The sequence below is a fragment of the Brassicibacter mesophilus genome (assembly GCF_050433385.1).
Lineage (GTDB): Bacteria > Bacillota > Clostridia > Tissierellales > Proteiniboraceae > Brassicibacter > Brassicibacter mesophilus.
On the sequence record NZ_JBNPXI010000011.1, the window covers coordinates 79,017 to 104,903 of the forward strand.

General features: G+C 33.9%; 23 protein-coding genes and 2 riboswitches. Of the genes, 11 read left to right on the forward strand and 12 right to left on the reverse strand.

The window, feature by feature from the left end; all coding sequences use genetic code 11:
- Positions 1 to 124: 124 nt before the first annotated feature.
- The 11 genes from HNR33_RS12680 to HNR33_RS12730 all read left to right on the forward strand — a co-directional run bounded on the left by HNR33_RS12680 (position 125) and on the right by HNR33_RS12730 (position 11,126).
- On the forward strand, positions 125 to 700 hold the full coding sequence (locus tag HNR33_RS12680; protein ID WP_429083825.1) for an S-layer homology domain-containing protein: 576 nt from the start codon (positions 125 to 127) through the stop codon (positions 698 to 700).
- A gap of 125 nt (positions 701 to 825) precedes the next feature.
- The gene (locus tag HNR33_RS12685) at positions 826 to 2,535 is read left to right on the forward strand and encodes a flavin monoamine oxidase family protein (RefSeq protein WP_429083827.1); all 1,710 of its coding nucleotides are present in this window, start codon (positions 826 to 828) and stop codon (positions 2,533 to 2,535) included.
- 82 nt (positions 2,536 to 2,617) lie between these two features.
- A complete protein-coding gene (locus HNR33_RS12690; protein ID WP_429083829.1) occupies positions 2,618 to 3,352 on the forward strand; it encodes a GntR family transcriptional regulator in 735 nt (244 codons plus the stop codon).
- 46 nt (positions 3,353 to 3,398) lie between these two features.
- Positions 3,399 to 4,124 carry a glucosamine-6-phosphate deaminase gene (gene nagB / locus HNR33_RS12695; protein ID WP_429083830.1) on the forward strand — a complete coding sequence of 242 codons (726 nt, stop codon included), beginning with the start codon at positions 3,399 to 3,401 and terminating at the stop codon, positions 4,122 to 4,124.
- A complete protein-coding gene (locus tag HNR33_RS12700) occupies positions 4,081 to 4,629 on the forward strand; it encodes an MgtC/SapB family protein (RefSeq protein WP_429083832.1) in 549 nt (182 codons plus the stop codon). The genes nagB and HNR33_RS12700 overlap by 44 nt, the downstream gene beginning before the upstream one ends.
- 151 nt (positions 4,630 to 4,780) lie before the next feature.
- A complete protein-coding gene (gene murQ / locus HNR33_RS12705) occupies positions 4,781 to 5,686 on the forward strand; it encodes an N-acetylmuramic acid 6-phosphate etherase (protein ID WP_429083834.1) in 906 nt (301 codons plus the stop codon).
- A gap of 19 nt (positions 5,687 to 5,705) precedes the next feature.
- Positions 5,706 to 7,361: a penicillin binding protein PBP4B gene (pbp4b, locus tag HNR33_RS12710; RefSeq protein ID WP_429083835.1), complete on the forward strand. Its 1,656-nt coding sequence runs from the start codon at positions 5,706 to 5,708 to the stop codon at positions 7,359 to 7,361.
- Between the two features lie 33 nt (positions 7,362 to 7,394).
- Complete coding sequence (locus HNR33_RS12715; RefSeq protein ID WP_429083836.1) at positions 7,395 to 8,792, forward strand: PTS transporter subunit EIIC; 1,398 nt, start codon at positions 7,395 to 7,397, stop codon at positions 8,790 to 8,792.
- A gap of 23 nt (positions 8,793 to 8,815) precedes the next feature.
- Positions 8,816 to 9,658 (forward strand): PHP domain-containing protein, encoded by an 843-nt coding sequence (locus tag HNR33_RS12720; protein WP_429083837.1) that lies wholly within the window; start codon positions 8,816 to 8,818, stop codon positions 9,656 to 9,658.
- A 39-nt stretch (positions 9,659 to 9,697) separates the two neighbouring features.
- Positions 9,698 to 10,180 (forward strand): PTS sugar transporter subunit IIA, encoded by a 483-nt coding sequence (locus tag HNR33_RS12725; RefSeq protein ID WP_429083839.1) that lies wholly within the window; start codon positions 9,698 to 9,700, stop codon positions 10,178 to 10,180.
- 91 nt (positions 10,181 to 10,271) lie between these two features.
- On the forward strand, positions 10,272 to 11,126 hold the full coding sequence (locus tag HNR33_RS12730) for a MurR/RpiR family transcriptional regulator (RefSeq protein ID WP_429083841.1): 855 nt from the start codon (positions 10,272 to 10,274) through the stop codon (positions 11,124 to 11,126).
- A 75-nt stretch (positions 11,127 to 11,201) separates the two neighbouring features.
- On the opposite strand, the gene kamE is transcribed toward HNR33_RS12730, so the two are convergent.
- From kamE to HNR33_RS12790, 12 genes are all read right to left on the reverse strand, one after another.
- Positions 11,202 to 11,960: a lysine 5,6-aminomutase subunit beta gene (gene kamE / locus HNR33_RS12735; protein ID WP_429083842.1), complete on the reverse strand. Its 759-nt coding sequence runs from the start codon at positions 11,958 to 11,960 to the stop codon at positions 11,202 to 11,204.
- Complete coding sequence (gene kamD / locus HNR33_RS12740) at positions 11,960 to 13,516, reverse strand: lysine 5,6-aminomutase subunit alpha (RefSeq protein ID WP_429083844.1); 1,557 nt, start codon at positions 13,514 to 13,516, stop codon at positions 11,960 to 11,962. Before kamD ends, kamE begins: the two co-directional genes overlap by 1 nt.
- A gap of 17 nt (positions 13,517 to 13,533) precedes the next feature.
- Positions 13,534 to 15,174, reverse strand: coding sequence for a lysine 5,6-aminomutase reactivase ATPase KamC (gene kamC / locus HNR33_RS12745; protein ID WP_429083847.1), 1,641 nt, complete (start codon positions 15,172 to 15,174; stop codon positions 13,534 to 13,536).
- Complete coding sequence (gene kamB / locus HNR33_RS12750) at positions 15,167 to 16,204, reverse strand: lysine 5,6-aminomutase reactivase subunit KamB (protein WP_429083849.1); 1,038 nt, start codon at positions 16,202 to 16,204, stop codon at positions 15,167 to 15,169. Before kamB ends, kamC begins: the two co-directional genes overlap by 8 nt.
- A gap of 23 nt (positions 16,205 to 16,227) precedes the next feature.
- The gene (gene kamA, locus HNR33_RS12755; protein WP_429083852.1) at positions 16,228 to 17,484 is read right to left on the reverse strand and encodes a lysine 2,3-aminomutase; all 1,257 of its coding nucleotides are present in this window, start codon (positions 17,482 to 17,484) and stop codon (positions 16,228 to 16,230) included.
- A 229-nt stretch (positions 17,485 to 17,713) separates the two neighbouring features.
- Positions 17,714 to 18,751, reverse strand: a complete 1,038-nt coding sequence (kdd, locus tag HNR33_RS12760) for an L-erythro-3,5-diaminohexanoate dehydrogenase (RefSeq protein ID WP_429083855.1) — start codon at positions 18,749 to 18,751, stop codon at positions 17,714 to 17,716.
- Positions 18,752 to 19,066: 315 nt separating this feature from the next.
- Positions 19,067 to 20,461, reverse strand: a complete 1,395-nt coding sequence (locus HNR33_RS12765; protein WP_429083857.1) for a sigma-54 interaction domain-containing protein — start codon at positions 20,459 to 20,461, stop codon at positions 19,067 to 19,069.
- 63 nt (positions 20,462 to 20,524) lie between these two features.
- Positions 20,525 to 21,544, reverse strand: a complete 1,020-nt coding sequence (locus HNR33_RS12770) for a DALR anticodon-binding domain-containing protein (protein ID WP_429083860.1) — start codon at positions 21,542 to 21,544, stop codon at positions 20,525 to 20,527.
- A gap of 8 nt (positions 21,545 to 21,552) precedes the next feature.
- Entirely contained in the window at positions 21,553 to 21,969 is a 417-nt protein-coding gene (locus HNR33_RS12775; protein WP_429083861.1) for a YwiB family protein, read from the reverse strand.
- An 11-nt stretch (positions 21,970 to 21,980) separates the two neighbouring features.
- Positions 21,981 to 22,787 carry a glutamate racemase gene (gene murI / locus HNR33_RS12780; protein WP_429083863.1) on the reverse strand — a complete coding sequence of 269 codons (807 nt, stop codon included), beginning with the start codon at positions 22,785 to 22,787 and terminating at the stop codon, positions 21,981 to 21,983.
- Positions 22,788 to 22,988: 201 nt separating this feature from the next.
- The gene (locus tag HNR33_RS12785; RefSeq protein WP_429083865.1) at positions 22,989 to 23,780 is read right to left on the reverse strand and encodes a transglutaminase-like domain-containing protein; all 792 of its coding nucleotides are present in this window, start codon (positions 23,778 to 23,780) and stop codon (positions 22,989 to 22,991) included.
- A gap of 14 nt (positions 23,781 to 23,794) precedes the next feature.
- A riboswitch (cyclic di-GMP riboswitch) is annotated at positions 23,795 to 23,870 on the reverse strand.
- Between the two features lie 38 nt (positions 23,871 to 23,908).
- Positions 23,909 to 23,984: riboswitch (cyclic di-GMP riboswitch) on the reverse strand.
- A gap of 155 nt (positions 23,985 to 24,139) precedes the next feature.
- On the reverse strand, positions 24,140 to 25,887 hold a 1,748-nt coding region (locus tag HNR33_RS12790; RefSeq protein ID WP_429083866.1), incomplete at its 5' end, for an S-layer homology domain-containing protein.

Below are 25,887 nucleotides of genomic sequence, written 5' to 3' on the forward strand. Positions count from 1 at the left end.
TAATTCGACAATGTATACTCGTTATTTACTCTATTGTTAAAGCCAGTAACTTGTAACATAATTGAAATGTTTATTTATAAGAACCTTTGATATAATCAAATTAAGTAATCAGGAGGTGTGAATAATGCTAAAAAAAATAACAGCCCTTGTACTAGTATTCGTACTAGCATTTAGTTCTCTTGTTTTAGCTAAGGACTTAGGACAACAGCAAACTGAAGCAGCCCAGAGATTAGTAGCAATGAGTATATTAACAGGCTATGAGGATGGTTCTTTAAAGCTTGAAAATAACATTACAAGAGCAGAATTTGCGGTCCTTGCAGTGAGAATTTTAAGCAAAGATAAGGACGTAGAAAAATATAAAGCAGACACAAAATTCAGCGATGTAAAAAAGGATAACTGGGCATCTGGATATGTAAATATAGCTGTAAAGGAAGGCTTAATAACAGGCTACGATGATGGTACATTTAAGCCTCAAAAAAACATTTCATATGCTGAAATCTTAGCTGTATTAGTTAGACTCTTAGGTTACGACGATACGCTTGACCCAAATGAAAAATGGCCTGTAAATTACTTAAAAAAATCTACTGAGCTTGGTATAAATAAGGATATGGTAATAGCTGCAGGTTCACATGCTACTAGAGGCGATGTCGTACTTTTCATCGATAGAAGCTTAGTTATTAAGTTAGATAGAGAATATTAATTTTAAAAAAGCCCATAGACTTGATATCTTGTCAAGCCTATGGGCTTTTTTCTGTATATATATGCATTATTGAGCTATTACGTCAATATAATTAATTATAATGCATATAAAGGGGATGAAATATTATGTTTTGGGATACTTACCCTCCTACTGTTCCAGCTCAACCTGAAATCGCTCCACCTCAGCCTGATAATCCTACTGACCAAGAACGATATGCTCTAGCAATGTACGGATTGATAAAAGCAAATCGCCCAGAGGATTTTTATAACATTATAAGGCTATCAAGTCTGCCTGAAGATATAACTACTATAGCTAATCCAGGAGAATTTAAAAATGAAAATATTAAGATAGGAATAATCGGTGCAGGAGTTGCTGGTCTATCAGCTGCTTTCGAGCTAAGGAAGCTAGGATTTGACATAACTATGTTTGAAGCAAGCGAAGAACGAATTGGCGGAAGAATATATACTTATCATTTCGATGAAAATAATTATGGTGAACTGGGAGCTATGCGTATACCTGTAACACACAACGCTACTTGGCATTATGTCAATTTATTCAACCTAAATACACGTCCTTTTGTTCAGTCAAATCCTAACGGACTCATCTACGTAAGAAATACAAGGGTTAGAAATGATGTGGAAGGTAAAAATGTGACAGAAGAAATTTATCCAAAATTTCCTTTAGCTGCTTGGGAAAGAAAAGTTCCATGGATGGATTTATTGAACTATGCTATTGATACGCCTCTATTATCAACTTCACCATCTATCCGTACTCAACTTCTTCAGATTAGAAAATTTTATGATAGTCTAATTAATTTTTGGGATTACTATAACGTAAGACAAATAATGGAAATGTCCGGTCTAAGCCAGGGAGCTATAGACATGCTTACTAGTATTTCTCCTTTTACACGCTTATTTATGTATGATGGATATATAGAAGTGATGATGGATAACTATCAATTATCTTTCCTATATTTATATGAAATTATCGGCGGAATGAGTAAACTGCCTCATTCGTTCTATAATTCTTTAACTAGCAGCGAGCCTTCAGAGTATGGTGATATACCAAAAGAACGTCTCGGAAAGGTTAAAATAAACAAAGGTACATGGGTTGAAAAAATATCTCAGCCAAATAATAGCAAGGTAACATTATGGTACAAGAACAAATCCATGAAAACCTCTATTCCTGAAAAATTTGACTATATAATCTGCGCTATACCGTTTTCTACACTTAGAAATGTACGGATAGATCCTCCATTTAGTACCCAAAAGATGCAGGCTATAAGAGAAGTTGGTTATTCTTTGACTCAAAAGACCTTGTTCCTATGCAATAAAAGATTCTGGCAAGAAGGAAGCCCATCTGAAAGAATAATCGGCGGCGGTTCTTTTACAGACCTCCCAATTTCATCAATATGGTATCCATCCGATCGTAAGCCTGCTTATGAGCCAGGCGTGCTGCTTGCTTCATATAATTTTAACATTGATACAACAAGACTAGGTAATTTACCTGATAACTTAAGATATGATGATGTTAAAAGACAAGTTGAGTTAGTACATGGACTTCCTGCTGAATATCTGAATGATGTAGTAAAAAATCGTGTATATCTAAACTGGAATGAATATCCATGGTCTTTAGGTGGTTTCTGTTATTTCTTACCTGAGCAGAAAAGATTATTCTCTTATGCAATTGCTGCTCCGGAATATAATTCAAGAGTTCTTTTTGCTGGAGAACATGTTTCAGTTTCGCACGGCTGGATTAATGGTGCCCTCCAATCTTCAATGGCTGCAGCAAACATTATAGCTAAAATAAGTAAATCTAAAAAAATAATATACTAGATATATTTGACAAATGAATCAAGCTTTTTTATAATTGTATATACAATATAACAAATGTAGTACAATTATAGGAGTGGTGTCTTTGAAAAAAGTATCAAAGCAAAGTGCTTTACCCCTTTATTATCAACTAAAGGAAATCCTGGTTGAAATGATTGAAAATGAAGAATTGAAACCAGGTGATCCTATCCTTCCTGAGCTTGAATTGTGTAAATTACATGACATAAGTCGAATGACAGCTAGAAAAGCTATAATGGCTTTGGTGAATGAAGGATTGCTATATAGGGAACAAGGAAAAGGTACCTTTGTATCAAATCCAAAAGAAAAGCAGCAAATATCCAAGTTAAAAGGATTTTCCGAAGAAATGGAAGAAAAAGGTTTGAAAACAAGCACTAAGCTTCTATCCTTCAAAATTAAAAAAGCAACTAAAAAAATTAAAGCACACTTACAGTTAACTGATGATAACGATTTGATAATTGAAATAAGAAGATTGATGATTATTGAGGATGAGCCATTTTCTCTGGAGACTGTATGTATACCTCACTATATGTGTCCTGATATGGTAAAAGAAACAATTGAGGGTAATTCTTTATACAAGCTATTGAGTAAAAACTATAGCTACGTTATGGACTACGCTAAACAAAGTATAGAACCAACAATTCTTGATGAGTACGAAGGTAGCATGTTAATGATACCAAAGGATACAATGGCTTTATTATTCAGAAGGAAAACATACTTAGTAGACGGCAGAGTAATTGAATATACAAAATCCATATACAGAAGTGATAAGTACAAATACGAGATAATTTTGACACCTTAATGGACAAGTTAAAATAACATAAAAAACAGTATTAGGAGGCAAAAAAATGAAAATTATTGTTGTAAACAATTACAATGAAATGAGTAAAAAAGCGGCTAATATTATTGCAAGCCAGATTATACTTAATTCTAATAGTGTGCTGGGCTTTGCAACTGGTGATACTCCGTTGGGTACCTATAAAGAGCTGATAAATATTTATAACGAAGGTGATATTGATTTCAGTGATATAAAAACCTTTAACCTTGACGAATACTATCATCTTCCTAAGGAAAACCCTCAAAGCTATAATTTTTATATGTCGGAAAACCTTTTTAAGCGCGTTAACGTAAAGCCTGAGAACATCCATATTCCAAATGGTATGTGTAACAGTATCGAAGACGAATGTGCTAGCTATGAAGAAACCATAAAGCAAGCTGGTGGCATTGATTTGCAGCTTCTTGGTATAGGTAGAAATGGACACATAGGTTTTAATGAGCCTGATTTAAAGTTTGAAGCAACTACACATTTAGTTCATTTAGATGAAGATACTATAAAAGCAAATTCAAGATTCTTCGATTCCATAGAGGAAGTCCCAACTAAGGCAATAAGTATGGGTATAAAAACAATTATGCAAGCAAAAAAAATAGTGTTATTAGCAAGTGGAGTCGAAAAATCCGAAGCTATTTACAATACTGTAAAGGGGTCAATAACACCAGAAGTACCGGCTTCAGTACTACAGCTTCATCCTGATGTTACAGTTATTATTGATAAAGATGCTGGCTCTAGGCTTTGAGGTGATATCTGTGAGTAGATCTGAAATATTATTACGTTTTGTTCTTTCAATATTTGTTGGAGGGCTTATTGGATATGAAAGAGAATATCAAAATAGGCCCGCCGGCTTTATTACACATATACTTGTATGTGTTGGGGCAGCAATAATTGCTATAATTCAAATACTTATAGTTGAAGATTCAATAAATATGATGTTAACGTATCCTCAACTATCCAATGCCCTTAAAGCAGATAGCAGTAGGCTTGTTTCGCAAGTTGTATCTGGTGTAGGCTTTCTTGGCGCTGGCTCAATAATACATAACAAAGGTTCTGTTACAGGACTTACAACTGCAGCAACACTTTGGGTAGTGGCATGTATTGGTATTGCCGCAGGTATGGGTTATTATTTTTTAAGTATAACATCTGCTATTGGCGTTTATTGTGTGCTAGTTATATTGAAAAGAGTTAAATTTAGAATACAAAGCAAAAGCACTAGCAAAGAACATCAAAAAGAAAATAGTATATAAAAAATTTTTTTTGGAGTAGAAAGAAATAAAATTTCATGTTATTATTAGTTTAATAGTAATAATTTTTCAAAATATTTCACTATGACTTTCATTATAAATGTAAAAGTTGATATAGCTTGTAATATTCTATAAAGAAAGGATGTACACATCAATGAATATCGATTTAAGCAATTTAACTACCGAAAAAAGAAATCCTGATACACTTGAACTGGACATAGTTTCAACCGAAGAAATGATAAAAATGATTAACGAAGAAGACAAAAAAGTAGCCTATGCTGTTGAAAAACAAATTCCTAATATCGCGAAAGCCGTTGAACTAATTGCAAGTAAACTTGAAATGGGAGGAAGGCTAATATATTTAGGAGCTGGTACTAGTGGTAGACTCGGAATATTAGATGCTTCAGAGTGTCCTCCAACCTTTGGTACACCAAAAGAGATGGTTCATGGAATAATAGCTGGAGGTTTTGACGCAATATTTAGTGCAGTGGAAGGTGCTGAAGATGATACTTTAAAAGCCATAGAAGATTTGAAGAAAACAAGCTTTACTAGCAAAGATATACTAGTTGGAATAACTGCTAGTGGAAGAACACCTTATGTACTTGGAGGAATTGAGTATGCAAGGTCTATAGGGGCTGCATCTGTAGCTGTAACCAACAATGCTAATTCTGAAATACAAAAGCTATCTGATATCTGTATTGCAGTAGTAGTAGGAAGCGAAGCGCTAACAGGATCAACTAGGATGAAAGCAGGTACTGCACAAAAAATGGTTTTAAACATGCTTTCTACAGGATCAATGATAAGACTTGGCAAGGTCTATGAAAATCTAATGGTAGATTTAGAGTCCACAAATCTTAAGCTAAAAGAAAGATGTAAAAACATAATTGTTGAAGCTGCCTCTGTAGATAAAACAATTGCTACTCAGTTTTTAGAGGAAACAGGATATGACGTTAAACTAGCAATATTTATGATAATGTCAGAACTTGATAAAGAGACAGCTGAGAAAACCCTTAACTTGCATAAGGGTCATATAAGGAAGGCTTTAATGGCAATTAAATAAATATAAGAGGAGGATGTACATGAATAAGAGGTTAAAATCAAAACTTTCAGTCTTATTACTACTTGTCTTAATATTATCTACTAGTTTAACTGGATATGCAGTAGATAACAACATCAGTGCTACATCAAACGAACAGCAAGTTTCAGTAAGTCAGGTAACCGTTGATTCTCAAATCGATCCTAGATTTCCTGAAGAAGAGCCTACTAGTCGGCTATATGCTCAAAGTAGGAGAGTATTTAAGGGATATGAAGGTCAAGGCAAAATAATTGTAGAAAATCATGGTGCACAATCAGCTTCTGTATATGTAAATGGCAAGCTTATATCTATCAATGATGCACTCAAACACAAGAATGGAACAGCTACTATAGACATAAGCAAGTATACAGTAACAGGTGATAATACATTAAAGGTTTTAAAGATTCAGCCCGAAGATTCATACATAAATATATTTATTCCATATCCTGAACTTACAATTGGCAAACCAAAAGACGTTGGATTCTCGGAAAAGAAATTAGCTGAAATAGATGATCTTATAAACAAGGAAGTAAAAGAAGGCTTTCCAGGTGCAGTGTTGTTGATAATGAAGGATGGAAAAATCATCAAAAATACTGCATATGGATACAAGCTTAAATACGATGGAGATAAGTTGCTTAGTGACTTTGAATCTATGAATACTGATACTTTGTTTGACCTTGCTTCTAACACTAAAATGTATGCTACTAACTTAGCTATACAAAAACTTGTCAGCGAAGGTAAAATAGACATCAATGATTTAGTATGCAAGTATATTCCAGGTTTTACTGGTGAAACAAGAGAAAATATTAAAATTAGAGATTTATTAACTCATTCAGCTGGATTTGCAGCGAGCATTAAATTCTATATGCCAGACAATCCTTATGGTGAAGAGTTTCATTCACTTGATAGAGAAAAAACATTAAAGCTTTTAGAAAAAGCTCCATTAGAATATCCAACTGGAACAAAAACTATCTACAGTGACACTGACTATATGCTTTTAGGATATATAATTGAAAATGTTACTGGTGCTAAATTGGATGAATATGTTGAAAACAATATATATAAGCCGTTAGGATTAACTCATACAGTATTTAATCCTTTAGAAAAAGGATTTGAAAAACAAGATTGTGCAGCAACAGAAACTATGGGTAATACAAGAGGCGGATCAAGAGACTTTCCAAGTATAAGAAGCTATACACTTCAAGGTGAGGTTCATGATGAGAAAGCTTACTACTCAATGAGTGGAATCTCAGGACATGCTGGTCTATTTTCTACCGCTTCAGATATGGCTGTTTTATGTCAAACAATATTAAATCAAGGCGGATATGGCAATGTTCAGATATTTGATAAGAATGTATTAGACCAGTTTACTAAGCCATCTGATAACGATATCACTTTTGGTTTAGGATGGAATAGAGCTGGAAACACAGATAAAGTATGGCAATTTGGTCCATATGCTAGTAATATAGCAATCGGTCATACTGGATGGACTGGAACACTCACACAAATTGATCCTAAACATGATATGGCTATCGTTCTTTTAACAAATAAGAAACATTCGGTATGTAATGACGGCAGTTTTGAAGGTGACGTATATGAAACAGGAAAGTATGGAAGTATAGTTTCTCTAGTTTATGAAGCACTGCTAGAGAGTAAATAAACTATCAAATATAACAATAAGGGGGTCGTTTAAATGGCTAGCTCAAAAGCTAGGATAATTAGTGAAAACATTTTAGAAAAAGTTGGCGGCAAAGAAAACGTTATATCTGTAGCACATTGCGCAACTAGGTTAAGATTAGTTATTAAGGACAAAGACATTATCAACAAAGAAACTCTTAACAAAGTTGATGGAGTAATGGGTGTTGTAGAGCAAAGTGGACAGCTTCAGCTAATATTAGGACCTGGGACAGCTGGTAAAGTAGCTGTTGAGTTTGGAAAGCTAACAGGCATCAAGGTAGGAGTTGAAGATGAAGTTAAGGTAAGAAAAGAGGCGCTTAAAGCGAAAAACAGTACTCCATTTAAATTATTTTTAAGGCATTTATCTAATATATTTATACCACTAATACCAGCATTCATCGGTTGTGGAGTAATATATGGTTTAGCAAAAATATTTTCAAATCAAGAGTGGATTAACGAAAATACTTACAACATCCTATACGTAATAGGTAAATCAGTATTTATGTACATGAATATAATGGTTGGTATTAATGCTGCTAAAGAATTCGGTGGAAGTCCATCCTTAGGTGGCGCTATCGCAGGTATTTTAAGCTCTCCTAAGCTTGCAAAAATAGTTATAGGCGGCGAAAACCTAGTTCCTGAAGCTGGCGGAATTATTGCTGTATTAATAGCTGTTATATTTGGTGCTTGGCTTGAAAAGAAACTTAGAAGAGTTATGCCTTCTGTAATTGATTTAATTGCAACACCTACAATTGTACTTCTAGTAGTTGGGTTAGGTAGTTTATATATTTTCCATCCTGTTGGAGTTTATCTATCAGGCGGACTTAGTTGGATAGTAAATACATCTATTCAAAAAGGCGGTATACTTATTGGTGCAGTTTTATCAGGTACATTCCTACCACTTGTAATGACTGGCCTTCATAGGGCACTTACACCTATTGAAGTAAGTCTGCTTAAGGAAACAGGCTTTGACTTGTTAAGACCTATTCTAGCTATGGCTGGAGCAGGACAAGTAGGTGCTGGATTGGCTATTTACTTTAAAACAAAAAGCAAGAGACTTAAAAAGATCATTGGTAGTTCATTACCTGTTGGTATGTTAGGAATTGGTGAACCTCTAATGTTTGGTGTAACTTTGCCACTAGGTAAACCTTTCTTAACTGCTTGTTTAGGTTCAATGGTTGGTGGAGCATATATATCATTAACTAAGGTTGCATCAATCGGTATTGGACTATCTGGATTACCTTTGACTTTATTAATCCCTTCTGATATGGTTTTGAATTATATAATTGGTACTTTATTAGCATATGCAGGCGGTTTTGCTCTAACATATTTCACAAAATGGGAAGATATGGCTGATGACAGTGTATCTGAAGAAGATAACAACGTACTAAGCGAGGTCCTTAACATCAAATAGTAAATAAACTTGGAGGTATAGCTATGAAGTTTGATTTTCATATGCATTCAGTTTTCTCTGATGGTAGCTCTAAAGTTGAAGAAATCTTTGAAATAGCGCAGAAAGCTTGTCTTTCTGCGCTAGCAATTACTGATCATGACACTACATTAGGTCTCGAAGTTGTAAATAATATGAGTAAAGAATATAATATTCCATTCATACCTGCTGTTGAATTTACAGCCGTTGAGAACAACCTTAAATTTCATGTATTGGCCTATGATATAGACTTTCAGTCTGAAGAGCTAAGAGAATATTCTAACAATCTACTAAATCATCTAAACAATAAATCGAAACAGGAAATTAAACTAATGCAGGCAAATGGCATTGAAATCGATGAAAATGAGTTTTTTAAGGAAAGTCATGGTGGACCATTATATAGGGCTAAGCTCCTTAAGACTCTTACTAAATATGGATATTTAAAGCAAGAAGAAATTATGAGTTCACTAAAAGCTTTTTTTGGTAAGGATGCTCCTTACCATATAGAGGATTCGTATAACTATTATGACTTTCATCAAATATGTAAGCTGATAAAGAGAAATAATGGCATCATAGTATTAGCTCATCCTGGCAAAATTAAGAAGAAAGATGAAGGTCTGTATAGGGAACTTATAAACAGTGAGTTACTAGATGGTATTGAAATATACCATCCTGCTAATGACCACGAAGTTCAAACTGAGCTAACGAATATCGTAACTAATAAAGATATAATATTTACAGGCGGATCAGACTATCATGGTGACTATAACAAATTGAAAACGCCTATTTGTGGTATTTGGTTACCTAATGAGGTTTATGATAATCTAGAGCCATATATAAAAAATAAATAACTAATATATTAACCAGTCGAAGTATAGGAGGTTTCTAATATGCTAAATATATTTAAGAAGAACTCAGTAATAGACATTATTTCTCCATTAACTGGAGAAGCTATTGACATATCACAGGTTTCAGACCAAGTATTCTCACAGAAAATGCTTGGAGATGGAATTGCTATTGATCCAACTGATGGAAATGTTGTATCTCCGTGTAACGGCAAAGTAATACAGGTATTCCCTACTAATCATGCCATTGGAATAGAAACTAAGGAAGGCATTGAAATATTAATACATCTAGGACTAGACACCGTTGAATTAAAAGGCAAAGGCTTTAAACGTCTTGTTAACGAGGGAGATAAAGTTAAGACTGGTGATAAACTCATAGAAATGGATATGGCTTATTTAAAAGATAATGCTAAATCCCTTATTACTCCTGTTGTAATAACTAATGGGGATAAAGTAGAAAGCATGGAAAAGCTCTTAGGCAATGTAGTACATGGTGAAAGCTTAGTTATGAAGATTAATAGAAAATAACCTCAAAGTCAATTCATAATACAGTGTTTTACTAATAAACATTGAATGATATAATAATAACATGATAATTTGAAAATTCGGAGGTTCTTCGATGAGCAGTATTACTAGAATAAATAATTTGAAAAATGATTTTACCTCTTCCGAAAAAAAAATAGCTGATTTCATAATAGATAATGTAGATATGGTTTATAATTCAACTGCATCTGAGCTTGGAAATCTTACTAATACTAGCCCAGCAAGCATAATCAGATTCTCACAAAAGCTCGGATATGAAGGCTTTCAAGAACTAAAAATCGCCCTAGCAAAAGAAGTACATCATAATGAACTTGACGAGGACAAAATATATGAAAAAATAACTATCCATGATTCAATGAATGATATTGTAAATAAACTTGCCGCTGAAAGTATTAATGCTATTAAAAATACAGTAAAGCTTGTAGATGAAAAAGTATTATCAGATGCAATAAAAGCTATAAGCTCTGCAAGAAGAATAAATATTTACGGTGTTGGAGGCTCTTCTTTAGTCGCACAAGACCTTCAATATAAACTAGTTAGGATAGATATGCCTGCTTATATTCACACAGATAACCATCTTCAGCTTGTATCTGCTGCAAACATCACAAATAAAGATGTTGCTATTGCTTTCTCTCACAGTGGTAAGACTATAGAAACCTACAGAGCTATGGAGATCTCAAAGCAAAGGGGTGCAAAAACAATTTCAATAACGAGATTCGGTAAAAATCCTATAAGTGATCTTGCAGATATAAAAATATATACAACTGAGGTTGAAAGAACACTTAGAATGGGAGCTATTGCTTCGAGAATAGCCCAACTTACTATTGTTGATATACTTTTTATAGGTATAGTAAAGAATAATTTTTCAAACATTCCAGGATATATTCAACAAACTAGTGATATTCTTAAGGAATTTAAAATCGATAAATAGCTTATATAACAAAAAACAGGCAATAACATTAAACTATCGCCTGTTTTTATTGCTCTATTATCTCTATTATTATGACTATACTAATCCTCTTTTAACAATTTCAGTTACTACAAATGAAGCTACGTCATTTGCAAATGAGCCAGTGGTAAATCCTGCATCATATCCTAACTCTTTTGCAAGCTCATGTGAAAGTCTAGGACCTCCACAGCATAAAATTACCTTATCTCTTAGCCCTTCTGCTTCTAATAGCTCAACTAACTGAGTTAAATTTGGTATATGAACGTTCTTTTGTGTTACTATCTGTGATACTAATATTGCATCAGCATTCATTTCTATAGCTTTGGCTACAAGATCTTCGTTTGGAACTTGACTTCCCATGTTTATTGCATTAACCATCTTATATCTTTCAAGCCCATAGTGTCCATCAAAGCCCTTCATGTTCATAATAGCATCTATACCTACAGTATGTGCATCTGTACCAGTACATGCACCTATTATTGTAATTTCTCTTTTTATGTTCTGCGCAATATACTCTTCTACTTGTTCCTTGTCCATAGATTCTACATCTACCTTTGGAACTTCTATTTTAGTATAATCGACAGTGTGAGCACATTTCCCATAAACTACGAAAAATGTATAGCCTACTCCTAAATCAGATGAGTATACTACATTTGGTTCTTCTAAGCCCATCTTTCTTCCAAGCTGTCTAGCAGCTTCACTTGCTTCATCTCCATAAGGTACTGGAAGTGTAAAAGAAAGCTGCATCATACCATCATTTAACGTATCTCCGTATGGTTTTATTCTTGTTAAATCAACTTTCTGTATAGCGCTCATTATCTTTCACCTCCAAGCATCATATCAATGAATGGATTGTAGTATTTTTCTTCCTTAGCAACTACTCCTTCAAGGCCCTTTCCACCATCTCTAGGTCTTTTAACTGATGCAAATTTACCTTTTTCTATAGTAGGGAACAACCCTTCTTTTTCAATATCAAGCAGCAATTCCTCAGCATTTTTAAGTACCTCTTGTGCTCTTGACTGAATCATTCCGCCTTGTTTAAATTCTATTTCATCTCCTAATGCTCTAGCATTATTGAATATATATTTTGCATTCTCTATTGAAAGCATTCTGTCTTGAAGATGAGGCGTATGAATAGCCTCTGTTGGCATGCCTAAAAGCTGTATGCCTTGATTTGTCCATATTGAAATAAGGTTAAATAGTGCATCCTGAAGGTGACCTTTAAATATATTTCCTGTCATGAATTTTGTTGGAGGCATGTATTTTAATGGAGAGTTAGGAAATATCTCTCTAGCCATCTGCGCCTGTGCAAGCTCAAGCAAAAATCCATTTTCAATGTTTGGATCCATTTCAAAGGCATGACCTAATCCCATTTGCTCTTCTGGTATTCCTGCCTTTAGCGCAAATTGTTCATTCATAAACTGTGAGGCTAACACTGTATGTGCCTCTTCAACTGCATCTGATGTTGTGAGATAGTTGTCTTCTCCAGTATTTATTATTACTCCTGCAAAACCGTTTATTATCCTTGAAAAATATTGATCTACAAGTGTTCTTTGCATGTTGATATCTCTGAAAAGTATCCCATATAATGCATCATTAAGCATCACATCTAATCTTTCAAGAGCACCCATTGCAGCAATTTCTGGCATACAAAGACCTGAACAGTAGTTACATAATCTAATGTATCTTCCTAGTTCTTCACCTACTTCATCAAGTGCCTTTCTCATTATCCTAAAGTTTTCTTGTGTAGCATATGTTCCACCAAAGCCCTCTGTAGTAGCACCATAAGGAACATAATCAAGTAAGCTTTGTGCTGTCGTCCTTATAACAGCTATCACATCTGCTCCTTGCCTAGCTGCTGCCTGGGCTTGAATAACGTCTTCATATATATTTCCTGTAGCAACTATAACATAAAGATATGGCTTTTTGCCTTCACCTAGTGTTTGAATGTAATCGTCTCTTTTGTTTCTGTTTGCTCTTATTCTTTCAACAGTTTTCTTGGCTATTGTTTCTACGCTTTCTTTTATTCGAGCTTCTTCAGCTATAGGCAGCTTTGTTAAATCTAGCTCCCCTCTGCTTACTTTTTCTGCTATAATCTGTGGCTCATCACCTGTTTGGATCATTGCATTACCTAGCCAGTATGCAACTCCCAGCGATAGTCCTCCACCTTCTTTGATATTATCCACAACAACGTTTGGAAGTGGCTTCTCTATTTCATCTACTCCGTCTACACCAAGTAGCCTTGCTACAGTTCTCTCTACGGTCACTGTAGTATGTCTATCTATGAAGTTCTGTACATCATCCGCAATATTTCTTGCTGCATTTCTTGCACTTTCTATTACATTTGGATCTAGATTAAGCTTGCTTTGCATATTCAAACCTCCTTTTGTTAATATTCAGCGTTCAGTATATTCTCTGCTTCTTCGAGTATTTCTTCTTTTAATCCCATTAATCTAGCTATGTTTATGGCATCTCTCGGCACTTTGGCATTATTTGTGACCTGTATAAGCCTGTAATCCATAAACTTACTAACTAGGTCTATTCTACATCCGCTTTTACAAGATAACTCCTGCTTAAGCTTATTGTAGTCTACATTTGCAAGTCCCACTACCTGCAAATGATTAACATCATCTGAGTTTGCTATATTATCGTAATGAGTAGTGATCAGGGTTATACAGTTTCTCTTATTAAGATAACTTACTATTGCTTTAGATATAGCGTATCCTTCATCAGGATTTGTTCCTCTTGCTAATTCATCTATTAATATAAGTCCTCTATCATCCGCTCTTTTCAGTCCTTCTTCTATCCCCCTGATTTCTGCACCAAAGGTACTTAGCCCATTATCAGTTGACTGCATATCTCCTATAGAACCATATATAAAACCATGAAGTCCCATCTTCATTCTTCTACATGGAATAAAGATACCATATTGAGCCATAGCACATAAAAGTCCGATTAGCTTAAGTGATACTGTTTTCCCACCCATATTAGCACCAGTTATACACGTCACGCCCTCTCTTAGGGTGACACTTATGGGAGTAAATACCTGTGCTTTGGTTTTTAAGTTTTCCTCAACCTTTAAATGCCGTCCTTCAACGATGTCTACTATATGATCTTCTACTATGTCAGGCTTTACTCCATCTATCTTTATAGCCATGTATGCCTTTGCCATCATTAAATCTAGTATTCCTATAGCTTTCATGTTCTCAGCTATACTTTTGCTATATGAAGCTATTTCATTAGAAAGATTTGTTCTAATCCTAAATTCTTCCTTCTCTTCGTTTTCTTTTAATGTCTCTAATTCCTTCTCAAAAGCATCTATTGATGGTGTAGATTTTAATGAATATTTGATGCTCATATATGTTTCTGAGCTATATACTAAATATGGATGACTTGCTAGTTTTTGAGTAAGCTCACTGATATCCTTAGAAACTGTAATTGACCCATCCGGTCTTATATTAACTTCTAGTTCTTTTTCAATCCTCTCACGAAGCTGTTTTTTTTCTAGCTTCAGCTTTCTATCTAGAGCCTTTTTTTGAGCTCTGATTAACTGAAGCTTTTCAGAATACTCATCATATATATAAAAGGTTTTTATATTAGTATTCTGTGGGTCAAATGTTTTTTCAAGCTCTATTATCCGCTCTATTCTCATATCCCCCGGTAACTCCTGCTTGAATCTGTCAAGCTCCTCATTTAGTTCCCTTAACATAAGTATAAAGCTTTTTACCTCAAACAGCTCTACATTACTTAATGTATAGCCATCATTACTCCTCAATATTGAACTTCTAATGTCTTTAATATGACAAAATATATTTTTTATATTTACAAAGAAAAACCTATTCTCTTTTATCAGCTTAATAAAAGTCTCTATTCTATTAAGCTCTTCTATAAGATGAGTTTCCTCTCCAATAGAAAAAGGCTTTATGCTATCTTTTTTTTCGCTGCCATATGGTGTACATACTTCTATTTTATTTAACACGTATTCAAGGTCTATGTTACTTTTTGTATGAATATCTAAAAAATTATTCATATAAATCACCACCACATACATCAAGTACTGGTATACCTTTTAAATAGTTTTTCATCTTACTTAAAAATCCTTCTTGTTCAAAATAGTAACCTTCAGGAGAATAAGGATTAACAGTAACTGCTAAAGTTTTTATTGAATCCAACACTTTTATGCTGAAGCCTTTATTTTTAAAATAAATCCAGCTTTTAGGATCAATAAATATTTTTGTACCATCGTTTACAACAAATGTCACATTTTTATATAGAGTATTTGTGTTTTGAATATCCGTTAGAGTTTTCTTAACTAGCGAGCCTGGAAACACTACATAAGCTGTATCTTCTTTTATATTACCTGCTATTGTTGTTCCACTGTTTAAAGCTGTTTTCAAATCTAGATATTCTACGCTATACTGATTATCTATGATTGCAATTTTTCCATTAGATATTATTTCATCTACTATTGAACTCACATTATCATCAACTTCACTTAGTCCAAAGAGTTCAACCGTATGGACGGTTTCTTCTATTACACGAGACATATTTCTGCTGATAACAGCTCCTGTTGCTAGAACTGTACCTTCTGAAACAGAAGGCGATGCTGATGCAACTCTGTTTATCGCCCCATCTATTAGTACTAACTGTGCACCTAAGCTAAGCATTATATCACAAACTGCTTTAATCCCTTTATTAGTCTGTGGTCCTGCTATTTGCACATACCCACTATCTCGAACCTTTCCAATGACGATATTTCCCAAAGGAGTAGTGTAGTCTGTGACACTTATTATCTCAATTTTTGCATCGCCCATGCTTAAGGTTTCTGCTGCAGTTGCAATCAGCGTTCCCTCTTCAACATATATAGTTGGTTTTTCAGTCTTTGTTACTATATCCTGCTTTTCTCCATCGCGTCCTGTTGAAGTAAGTCCTATATTAATACACTCTTCGATAGCTTCTTCAATTACTCTATTTAATGTTACGGTTTTTCCTGCATTTTTCGCCATACCCACTATTGATACTATCTTACAGCTAGGGTATATACGTTTAATTAGTGACATTAAAATGACTCCTTTCAGGACTTTTATACTCTGTTTTTTGCTCTATCTCTTCTTTCTAGCTCCGTTGGTTCAAGCGCTATGTCGTTGCCTTGTAGTAATCCTGCAACTCCTGTAAGCTTATGCTCTCTTTCTTTTCTGCAAACTTCACAGTTACATTCGTCCTTATAGCTTTCAGGTTCAGTATATGTTGTGATAACTCCTTCAAAGTTTCTCAGTATAACTTTATGTGGTGACATTGAGATCACATAGTTTGGCATGACAGGAGTTTTTCCGCCTCCACCAGGTGCATCAACAACAAATGTAGGAACTGCATATCCTGAAGTATGTCCTCTTAAGCCTTCTATTATTTCTATTCCTTTAGAAACTGGTGTTCTAAAGTGCTCTATACCCATTGAAAGGTCACATTGATAGATATAGTAAGGTCTTACTCTTATTTTAACTAAGTTATGAACTAGCTCTCTCATTACATGTACGCAGTCATTAACTCCTCTTAAAAGTACTGATTGATTACCAAGTGGTATTCCTGCATCTGCTAGTCTATCTATGGCCTTCTTAGATTCTGGAGTTATCTCTTTTGAATGATTAAAATGCGTATTTAACCAAATTGGATGATACTTTCTAAGCATGTTTACTAGATCATCTGTAATTCTCTGCGGCATAACAACAGGAACACGTGAGCCTATCCTTATAACCTCTACATGAGGTATTTCTCTCAGCTTACTTATTATTGATTCTAATCTTTCGTCAGATACTAGTAGTGCATCTCCACCTGATAGCAAAACATCTCTAACTTGTGGTGTATTTCTGATATATTCTATTGCTTTTTCTATTCTGTCCATTCCCATAGCTGAGTCTTGCTGACCAGCAAATCTTCTCCTTGTACAATGTCTGCAATACATTGAACATTGGTCTGTAATCAGCAAAAGAACTCTATCTGGATATCTATGTGTTAATCCTGGTACTGGTGAGTCTGTGTCTTCATGAAGTGGGTCTTCCATGTCAGCGCTTCCTTTATGTGTCTCCATAATAGTTGGTACTGCTTGCTTTCTTACTGGACAATCTGGATTATCTTTATCCATAAGTGATGCATAATATGGAGTAATGCCCATTCTAAATCTTTTTAATGTTTCTTCTATGTCTTTTTCTTCTTGTTCAGTGAGATTTATAACTTTTTTTAGATCACTAACGTCAGTTATTCTATTTCTTACCTGCCATTTCCAGTCATTCCACTCTTCTTCGGTGACATTTTTCCAAAGCTCGATATCTTTATAAGACCTCACGCACAATACCTCCCTTTTAATTTTTGAAATATGAATGCAAAAGACATAAAGAATGTCTATGAGATTTTGCTAAGAAAACTAGGCGAAAGAAGTAAGAAAATCTATTAAGAAATTTGCATGTTTGAGCAAAGCGAGTTTGCAAATTTTAAGATTTTTTTACTTATGAGCATATAGTTTTCTCAAAATCTTCATCGCATGAACGTTCTTTTGTATTCATATTCATTAATACCTATGCATATAACTCTTCGTATATTTTTCTTAGGACTTCACTTTCTCTCATGATTTGAAGTGCTATTTCTGCATGTCCTTTTGTATATCCGTTTCCTATTATCATTGTAGTGTCTCTTCCTACTCCTTCGGCTCCTAGGGCTGCTTTTGTAAAGCTTGTTGCCATACTGAAGAAATAGATTAATCCGTCATTTTTTGTTACTAGTATACTTGACATCTCTGTGTTAGGTATATTTACACAGTTTATTGTTACGTCCGCCATTCTTTCATCCGTTGCTTCTTTAATTTTTTCCATCATCTCTACTGCATTTGTAGCATCTGCTTTAATATATACGTCGGCAAGGCCTGCACCTTTCACTCTTTCTATACTCTTGTCACTACTTCCTACACATATTACTTTACCTGTTACTCCTACTCTTTTCTTTGCTTCGTATAGACAAAGCATTCCTGATTTTCCTGTTCCGCCTATTACTACTACATAGTCTCCAGGTTTAACTAATTTAGCAGCTTGCGCAGGTGCTCCAGCTACGTCTAGTACTGATAGAGCAAGGTTTTCTGGTATATCTGTAGGTATTACTGCATATATTCCGCTTTCAAACAATATTGCTTTACCTTTTATGTCTACTTGATCTATGTCTTTTCTGACTTCAAGTATTTCGTCTATTCTTAGTGGTGTAAGTGACAGTGAAACTAAAGTTGCTAATTTATCTCCTACTTTAAGGTCTGTTTTTCCTTCTAATGCTGGTCCTATTTTTTCTACTGTACCTATTAACATTCCGCCTGAACCTGTTACTGGGTTTTGATGTTTCCCTCTTGTTGCAACTATGTTTTTCATTATTTCTTTAATTTTTTCTTCGTCTCCGCCTGCCTCTTGTTTTATCTGTGTAAAGCTTGCTGAGTCAACGTTTAATGTTTGCACGTCAATAAGTATTTCGTTATCGTAAATCTCCATGTTGTTATCAACTTTTATTGCTGGTTGTGGTAATGTTCCCTTTGGTTCTAATACTCTGTGTGTTCCGTATGGACATCCTTTTTTCATTTTAAAATTCCTCCCTTATATTTTAAATTGTTATTATTAATAAAGTTAAATGTAATTAAATAGCTAGGTTAAAGTTTTAACATTAAAGCCATTATTATGTTATGCAAAACATATGCCAAATACTTCATGAATTAAGAATTGAAAAAGAAAAATTTAGTATCATTTAAAAAAGAAAAATCAGTACTGGAACGCTAGGTAATCACTGTGATAAGGAAAAGGTTTTACTGAAATAGTGCATTAATAAAAAAGCAGAAAAGGCTGGAGGATAACCCTTGTTCTGTTATTCTCCAGCCTTTTCTGCTCAATTTTGGGCAGTTATTTTTCTAACAAACCATATTTTTTCATTTTATATTGAAGGGTTTGTCTGGGTATGTCTATAAGATCAGCTGTATGAGTTACATTCCAGCCGGTTTCTTCTAATGCTTCATAAATAATGTTTTTTTCCATCTCTTCTATCGTTTTCTTTAGTGGTTTTATTCTTCTTCCAATATCTTTTTTAAATATTACATTGTCAAATTGATTCGGCAAATGCTCAAGCAATATTTCATCTATATCATATATTGTCATTATTCCTTCTATTACATGTTCTAATTCTCTTACATTACCCGGCCATGAATAGTTTAAGAATATATCCATAACTCTATCATCTACTCCTATAACATTCTTGTTAAGTGACTTATTAAACTTTTGAATAAAATAATCTACTAGTACAGGTACATCAACCATTCTTTTCTTAAGCTCAGGTATGCTTAAAGAAACTACATTAAGTCTATAATATAAGTCTTTTCTAAGCATTTTAGCTTCAACCGCTTCATCAGGCGCTACATTTGTTGCTGCTATTATTCTAACATTTACATTGATGGTTTTTATAGCTCCTACTCTTCTTATGGTTCCATCCTGTATTACCCTTAGGAGCTTCGCCTGAAGATCTAAAGGCATTGAATTTATCTCATCTAGAAATAGTGTTCCTCCATTTGCCACCTCAAAAAGACCTGGCCTGTCCTCTGCTCCAGTAAATCCTCCTTTTACTGTTCCAAACAATATACCTTCTAGTAGATTGCTTGGCAATGCAGCGCAGTTTTGAGCTATAAAAGGTTTACTTTTTCTAGGGCTTGCATTGTGTATAGATTGAACAAATAACTCTTTACCTGTTCCAGTTTCTCCATATATTAAAATAGGCGACGGAGTTTGAGAAGCCTTTAATGCTAAAGATTTTAGCTTTAACATCTCTGTGCTTTGTCCTATTATATCTACGAATGTATAATTTGCGGTTCCTTTATGCTTTGTAGGCCTATTGTCACCACTGTAAAGCTCTTTTTGCAAATCAACAATTTTTTCCGAAAGCTTTTTGACCTCGGTTATATCTCTTGATATCTCTAATGCACCTAAAACTTTGTTTCTTGATTTTATTGGAATAGACGAGTTAATCGTTGTTATTTTATCTCCTTTGTAGTTTATAAAGGTCTGTTCTGCATTAAATATAGGCTTTCCTGTTCTTATTACATTAAGCAACGTACTGGTATCGTATGAAAGTGATGGATATATTTCTAGGATATGTCTCCCTATTGCTTTTTCTCGATCTATCTCGTCTAGCTTCTGTGCAAATTTGTTATAGTATACAATTTTGCCACTATTATCAATTATGTGTATCCCCTCTTGCACATAATCGAGTATTTCTAGTACATTCTCTCTAAAAAACAGATCCTTCATAACACACTCCCCTTTTGCTTATTTTTCGGCAATCGCTGCCTAATTATAGGCACCACAAGGTGCCTATATAATTAACATTAATTCTAATATATCAGATACAAATTTTTCTACAACCTTTAATATATATAAATTTGATAAAATCTCTGCTTTAGTTTTATCTATCAACCGTAACTCATTATTATACATATAAAACAGATCTGAATATAAATAGATGTAGTCAAAAAGTTTATATGGTTCGTTATACTTTACTGCTTCATCTAATACTTCTTCAAGCTGTAGTATCTTAAATATCAACTCTCTGTCTTCAGGTGAAGTTAAAGTTTCATGTGAGCTGAATCCTAACTTATCTTCATCTAGTATTCTATAGCCTTGCTTCTCCAATATGTTTACAATATTTCCTGCTCTTGTACAAATATATGTGATATAAAAATATGGATTTGATGTGTTATCTATATATGCGTTGTCTAGGTTTATGTCTATATCACTTTTATAAGTTTTTGAAACTGAATAGAAGTTAATGTGTTTTTCATCAAGTACATGATTTATGTCAACATCATATTCTTTACCGGCTTTTAATAGCTTAACCTCACCAAGCTTAATCTGTGGACTCAAATTAGATGATGTTTTTTCTAGTATAAATCCTCTAAGCTTGAAAATATTATTCATCACTTTGAGATAAGCTTTAGCTCTTACTCTACTATTAACACCAGTATTCGAGCTAATATCAAGTGTATAATTTTTTTCTATAGGCCTTTGCGCTATTGATATCCCTTTATTTAATACTATATCTCCAATTATTTTTATCCAATCATCGCTAAGGTAAAAGTTAACAAATCCTGGAGCAACTATTTGTATTTTATCAACTTTAATTATATCTTTGTCAATATTTTTAACTATATAATCTGCAATATCCATTGGAGATTTATTTAGTTTAGAGCTCAGCTTTAATGCAACATTTGTTGAGATATCTCCATTTTCTTTACGCTTAGGTAATGTAATATCGAACTCAATGTCTTCATCTATGTTAAGAGATCTCTTTATTTCCTTTTTAAATAGTTTAAAAATATCAATTATCTTATCCATATGCTTCCCTACATTATATCTATTGATAGATGATTACTACTTTCAATTGATTCAGAGATATTAAGTCTATATGCCACATTAATACTCCCTTTACCTATATCTGAAATATCTACATCCATCTTACTTGTCATAACTTCCATTGTCATATCTCCATAAACAGTTTCGTATTCAGTTTTGTGTTTTCTACCTTTTTCAAATATTAGGTTTGATGTATTACTTCCAAATCTCTTCATGGATATTATATTATCTTGAATCTTCAGAGTTGTTTTAGAACCTTCCATTCCTGACACCTCTGATTCGTCATATACTAAATAATATGTTCCATTCTTTTTATAGAATTTACCTTCTGTTATAAGTTCTATTGTGTTCTCTTCACCATCAACATTAGTTTGTCTTCCTTTTATTCTAAGCATAACTTCTTTCATTGATTTTCCTCCTATAGATTCTCAATATCAACCTTCTCTATTGTTTCTATATTTTTATTCATTATATTTCCCCCAACTCTCCTAAACTTCTCTGGATCATCGCTTACATAATATCTATACACTGCTTTTTCTGTTTTATCAGATAATAGATTATTCTCTTTTAGCATGCTCTTTACTTCTTTTGCTGTTTCAAATGCAGGATTTACAAGAGATACCTTGTCTCCCATTACTTTACTTAAAGTATATCTTAAAATAGGATAGTGTGTACATCCTAAAACCATAGTATCTACATTATGTTCTTTCAGCTCTATTAGATATTTTTCTGCGGCTATCCTAGCAACATCAGTGTCCTCCCAACCATCTTCTACTATTTGAACAAATAGGGGACATGCTACTCCTATTACTTCTGAGTTTTTATTAAGTGACCTTATTTTAGTTTGATAAGCTTCACTATTTATAGTACTAGTAGTACCGATAACTCCTATTTTATTGTTTTTTGTTGCTTCTATGGCTGCCCTCGCTCCTGGGTTTATAACTCCCAGTATCGGTACATCAAATACTTTTAAAGCTTCTTCTAGTGAAATTGCACTTGCAGTATTACATGCTATAACTATAGCTTTTATATCTTTGCTTAACAAAAACTTTATACATTGAAATGCATATTTCTTTACTGTTTCTTTTGATTTTGTACCATATGGTATTCTTGCTGTATCTCCAAAATATATTATATCTTCATTAGGTAATTGCTCCATGACTTCTTTTAATACTGTCAATCCTCCAATACCTGAGTCGAATATTCCTATTGGTCTATTGTCCATTTTATCGCTCCCTTCAACAACTATGATACTTCATAGAGATATTTTAAATTGCAAAATATAAAGCAAATACTTAAGTCAAAATAATAAAAATCTCCATCGCATAAACGTTTTTTATACTCATTTTTCATTGATATACATTTATATTATATTCTAAAAGCATTTAAAAGACTAATAAAAAAAACCTGGAATCCAGGCTTCTTTTTAGTATTCTTTCAATTTATTGTATTCATTTGCATCTTGAAACATATTATGGCTTGTCCCAGTTTTGAGGGCCCAAGCATCATATGTCGCATCGATAACTTTCCAAGTGCCATCAATATAAACCTCATTCCATGCATGATATGCATTTATATCCTCTCTATATCCTTTTACGAGCTTTGCAGGTATACCCCTACTTCTCAACATTGCTCCTAATAGCGCTGAGTAGTCATAACATATCCCTTTTCCATCTTTCAAAACTGTATCTATATCAGGTATATAATCTGAACTAAGGTTGTCCACCTTTTCGTAATCATAACTTATATTATTCACAACATAATCGTATAGGACTTGTACTATTTGTCCTTGGTCTTGTTCATCTTGTGTTAAAGATTCTGCAAGTTTGATAGCTTCCATATCTTCATTCCATGAAATTGGTTGAGTAGATTTGAGATATACTGAATTTTCTTCGGAGATATCTGCTTCAAAACTCTCTGTGGCTATAACTTTATATTTATTACCTGAAGTATTTTCTAATACTGATACTATATATCTACCTTGTCCAAGCTGAAGCGGAAAAAACTCTCCATCATTTTTTAAATCATAATAATATTTTATGGAATCTTTTTCTACCATAACCTTGGTTTTTTTATTTATTTCATTATATGATATTCTGACTATGCCTTCTTCTGCTTTTTTTATATCAATAGTAACACTTGAAGAAGCATTAACTGTTAAAGAACTAAATAACATTATAAATATAATTAACATTGCAATACATCTTGTTTTTTTCACTGAAAACTTCTCCTTTCGGTAGCTGGCTGCCATGTTACAGGCCCTGTAGCTTTGCGTCCCCCAGTTTCCCAAGGTTTGCTATTATCGTTTAAGAGTTATCAGCTAAAGCGGAAATAAAAAACTAATCTTTCGGTAACTGGCTGCCATGTTACAGGCCCTATAGTTTTGCGTCCCTCAGTTTCCCAAGGTTTGCCTTTATCGCTTATTAGCTGATCTTCAAAATATTTAGTTTGCTTTTATTATATCACATACTTCTTTAAAGTAAATAGTTTTTTTGGACAAGTTTTCCAAATAGAATCTGATTCAATAGAGAAAGGGACAAAGCAAGCTGCCTGCCCCTTTTGCTATTATATTGAGTTTTACATATCCAATTTTGGATAATATATTTCTGTCCAATCCTCGCTGCCGTCTTCTAATCTATTGTAATAATGGCTATTAAGCGCCTCTTGCATTGCTTCATAATACCATTTAGATTCATCTAAATCTGGATACTTTCTTGCTTCTGGCAATATCTCACCTTTACTAACACTTCTTTCTAGTACATTGTTGACTAGAGTTACGAATTCAGCTCGAGTGATATACTGATCAGGTTTGAAAGTCCCATCATCATAGCCATTTACCCATCCTTTTTCTGCTGCTGAGTTTATATACTCATTTGCCCAGTGTCCATTAATGTCTGAGAATTTATCACTTTCAAATGGACTTAAGTTATTAAATCTAGAAGCTATTGTAGCAAGTTCTGCTCTTGTAATATAATTACTTGGCTTAAACGCTCCATCTGTATACCCTTGGATTATTTCTCCCTTAGCAAGGGTAGCAATGTGCATATTTGACCATCTATCTGCTGCTACATCAGAAAAATCGTGAATATTGGTCTTTAGGTTGTTTCTATATTCTTCAGTCAAAAGTCTGTAGAATACTGTAGCTACTTCTTCTCTGGTAATTAATCCTTCTGGCTTTACTGTATTGTCAGGATAACCTTTGATGTATTGATAATGATCGTTCCTGTTTAGCTCAGGTACAGCTAATGGAATCTCTTCATCAATTATCTCAATTTCCTTGTCATCATCTTTGTCTCTGTCTTTGTCTTTATCTCTGTCATCGTCATCATCATCTTTGTCTTCTATTTTTATGTAATAGAAGCTTATTTTATTTCCTTCTACAGCTAGAGTAATTGTAACACTTGCTGGAGCTACCTTCTTATAACCTGCTATGTTAATTGCTTTTTCAGTTATTTTTGCCCTAAAGGTTTGGTCTTTCACTATTCTTTGTTTTGCTAGAGCTCTATTTGTATTTTTTTCTAGGTAGTTTACTGTATAGCTAATATCTGTTCTCGAAGTATAGTATACTTTGATTACACTGCTTTCCTCAGTCACTGTATATGGTAGTTCTGTTGAATTAGCTTCATCTACCTTGTAGCCTATTGGCATGTTTTCATAGCTTATACTTTCTACTACTGGATTCGCTACTAGTACTTCTCCACTAGATGTCGCAAATGGTTCAACTGCTCCATCCTTGTAGTAATTCACTGTATAGTCTAATGTCTGCTCTTGGTCTACTACATAGTATACCTCTATTACACTGCTTTCCTCAGTCACTGTATATGGTAGGCTTGTTGATGCTTCTTCGTCTACCTTGTAGCCTATTGGCATATTAGCATAACTTACATTTTCTACTACTGGGTTTGCCACTAGTACTGTCATTACTTCTGATGTTTCTAGTAGTTCTCCGTCTTTATAGTAGCTTACTGTATAATCTAAGGTCTGCTCTTCATCTACTGCATAGTATACCTCTATTACACTGCTTTCCTCAGTCACTGTATATGGTAGTTCTGTTGAATTAGCTTCATCTACCCTGTAACCTATTGGCATGTTTTCATAACTTACATTTTCTACTACTGGGTTTGCCACTAGTACTGTCATTACTTCTGATGTTTCTAGTAGTTCTCCATCTTTGTAGTAATTCACTGTATATTTCAATGTCTGCTCTTCATCTACCACATAGTATACTTCTATTACATTACCTTCCTCAGTCACTGTATATGGTAGTTCTGTTGAATTAGCTTCATCTACCTTGTAGCCTATTGGCATGTTTTCATAGCTTATAC

Excerpts from the sequence above, each read along its gene's own strand:
- kamD (WP_429083844.1), bottom strand. The coding sequence starts at position 13,516 with ATGCAAAGCAAGCTTAATCTAGATCCAAATGTAATAGAAAGTGCAAGA.
- kamE (WP_429083842.1), bottom strand. The coding sequence starts at position 11,960 with ATGAGCGCTATACAGAAAGTTGATTTAACAAGAATAAAACCATACGGA.
- pbp4b (WP_429083835.1), top strand. The coding sequence starts at position 5,706 with ATGAATAAGAGGTTAAAATCAAAACTTTCAGTCTTATTACTACTTGTC.
- HNR33_RS12685 (WP_429083827.1), top strand. The coding sequence starts at position 826 with ATGTTTTGGGATACTTACCCTCCTACTGTTCCAGCTCAACCTGAAATC.
- kdd (WP_429083855.1), bottom strand. The coding sequence starts at position 18,751 with ATGAAAAAAGGATGTCCATACGGAACACACAGAGTATTAGAACCAAAG.
- HNR33_RS12770 (WP_429083860.1), bottom strand. The coding sequence starts at position 21,544 with ATGGATAAGATAATTGATATTTTTAAACTATTTAAAAAGGAAATAAAG.
- murQ (WP_429083834.1), top strand. The coding sequence starts at position 4,781 with ATGAATATCGATTTAAGCAATTTAACTACCGAAAAAAGAAATCCTGAT.
- HNR33_RS12720 (WP_429083837.1), top strand. The coding sequence starts at position 8,816 with ATGAAGTTTGATTTTCATATGCATTCAGTTTTCTCTGATGGTAGCTCT.
- kamC (WP_429083847.1), bottom strand. The coding sequence starts at position 15,174 with ATGAATAATTTTTTAGATATTCATACAAAAAGTAACATAGACCTTGAA.
- murI (WP_429083863.1), bottom strand. The coding sequence starts at position 22,787 with ATGGACAATAGACCAATAGGAATATTCGACTCAGGTATTGGAGGATTG.
- nagB (WP_429083830.1), top strand. The coding sequence starts at position 3,399 with ATGAAAATTATTGTTGTAAACAATTACAATGAAATGAGTAAAAAAGCG.
- kamB (WP_429083849.1), bottom strand. The coding sequence starts at position 16,204 with ATGTCACTAATTAAACGTATATACCCTAGCTGTAAGATAGTATCAATA.
- HNR33_RS12730 (WP_429083841.1), top strand. The coding sequence starts at position 10,272 with ATGAGCAGTATTACTAGAATAAATAATTTGAAAAATGATTTTACCTCT.
- HNR33_RS12775 (WP_429083861.1), bottom strand. The coding sequence starts at position 21,969 with ATGAAAGAAGTTATGCTTAGAATAAAAGGAAGACAAACTAATGTTGAT.
- HNR33_RS12765 (WP_429083857.1), bottom strand. The coding sequence starts at position 20,461 with ATGAAGGATCTGTTTTTTAGAGAGAATGTACTAGAAATACTCGATTAT.
- HNR33_RS12715 (WP_429083836.1), top strand. The coding sequence starts at position 7,395 with ATGGCTAGCTCAAAAGCTAGGATAATTAGTGAAAACATTTTAGAAAAA.
- HNR33_RS12725 (WP_429083839.1), top strand. The coding sequence starts at position 9,698 with ATGCTAAATATATTTAAGAAGAACTCAGTAATAGACATTATTTCTCCA.
- HNR33_RS12700 (WP_429083832.1), top strand. The coding sequence starts at position 4,081 with ATGTTACAGTTATTATTGATAAAGATGCTGGCTCTAGGCTTTGAGGTG.
- HNR33_RS12680 (WP_429083825.1), top strand. The coding sequence starts at position 125 with ATGCTAAAAAAAATAACAGCCCTTGTACTAGTATTCGTACTAGCATTT.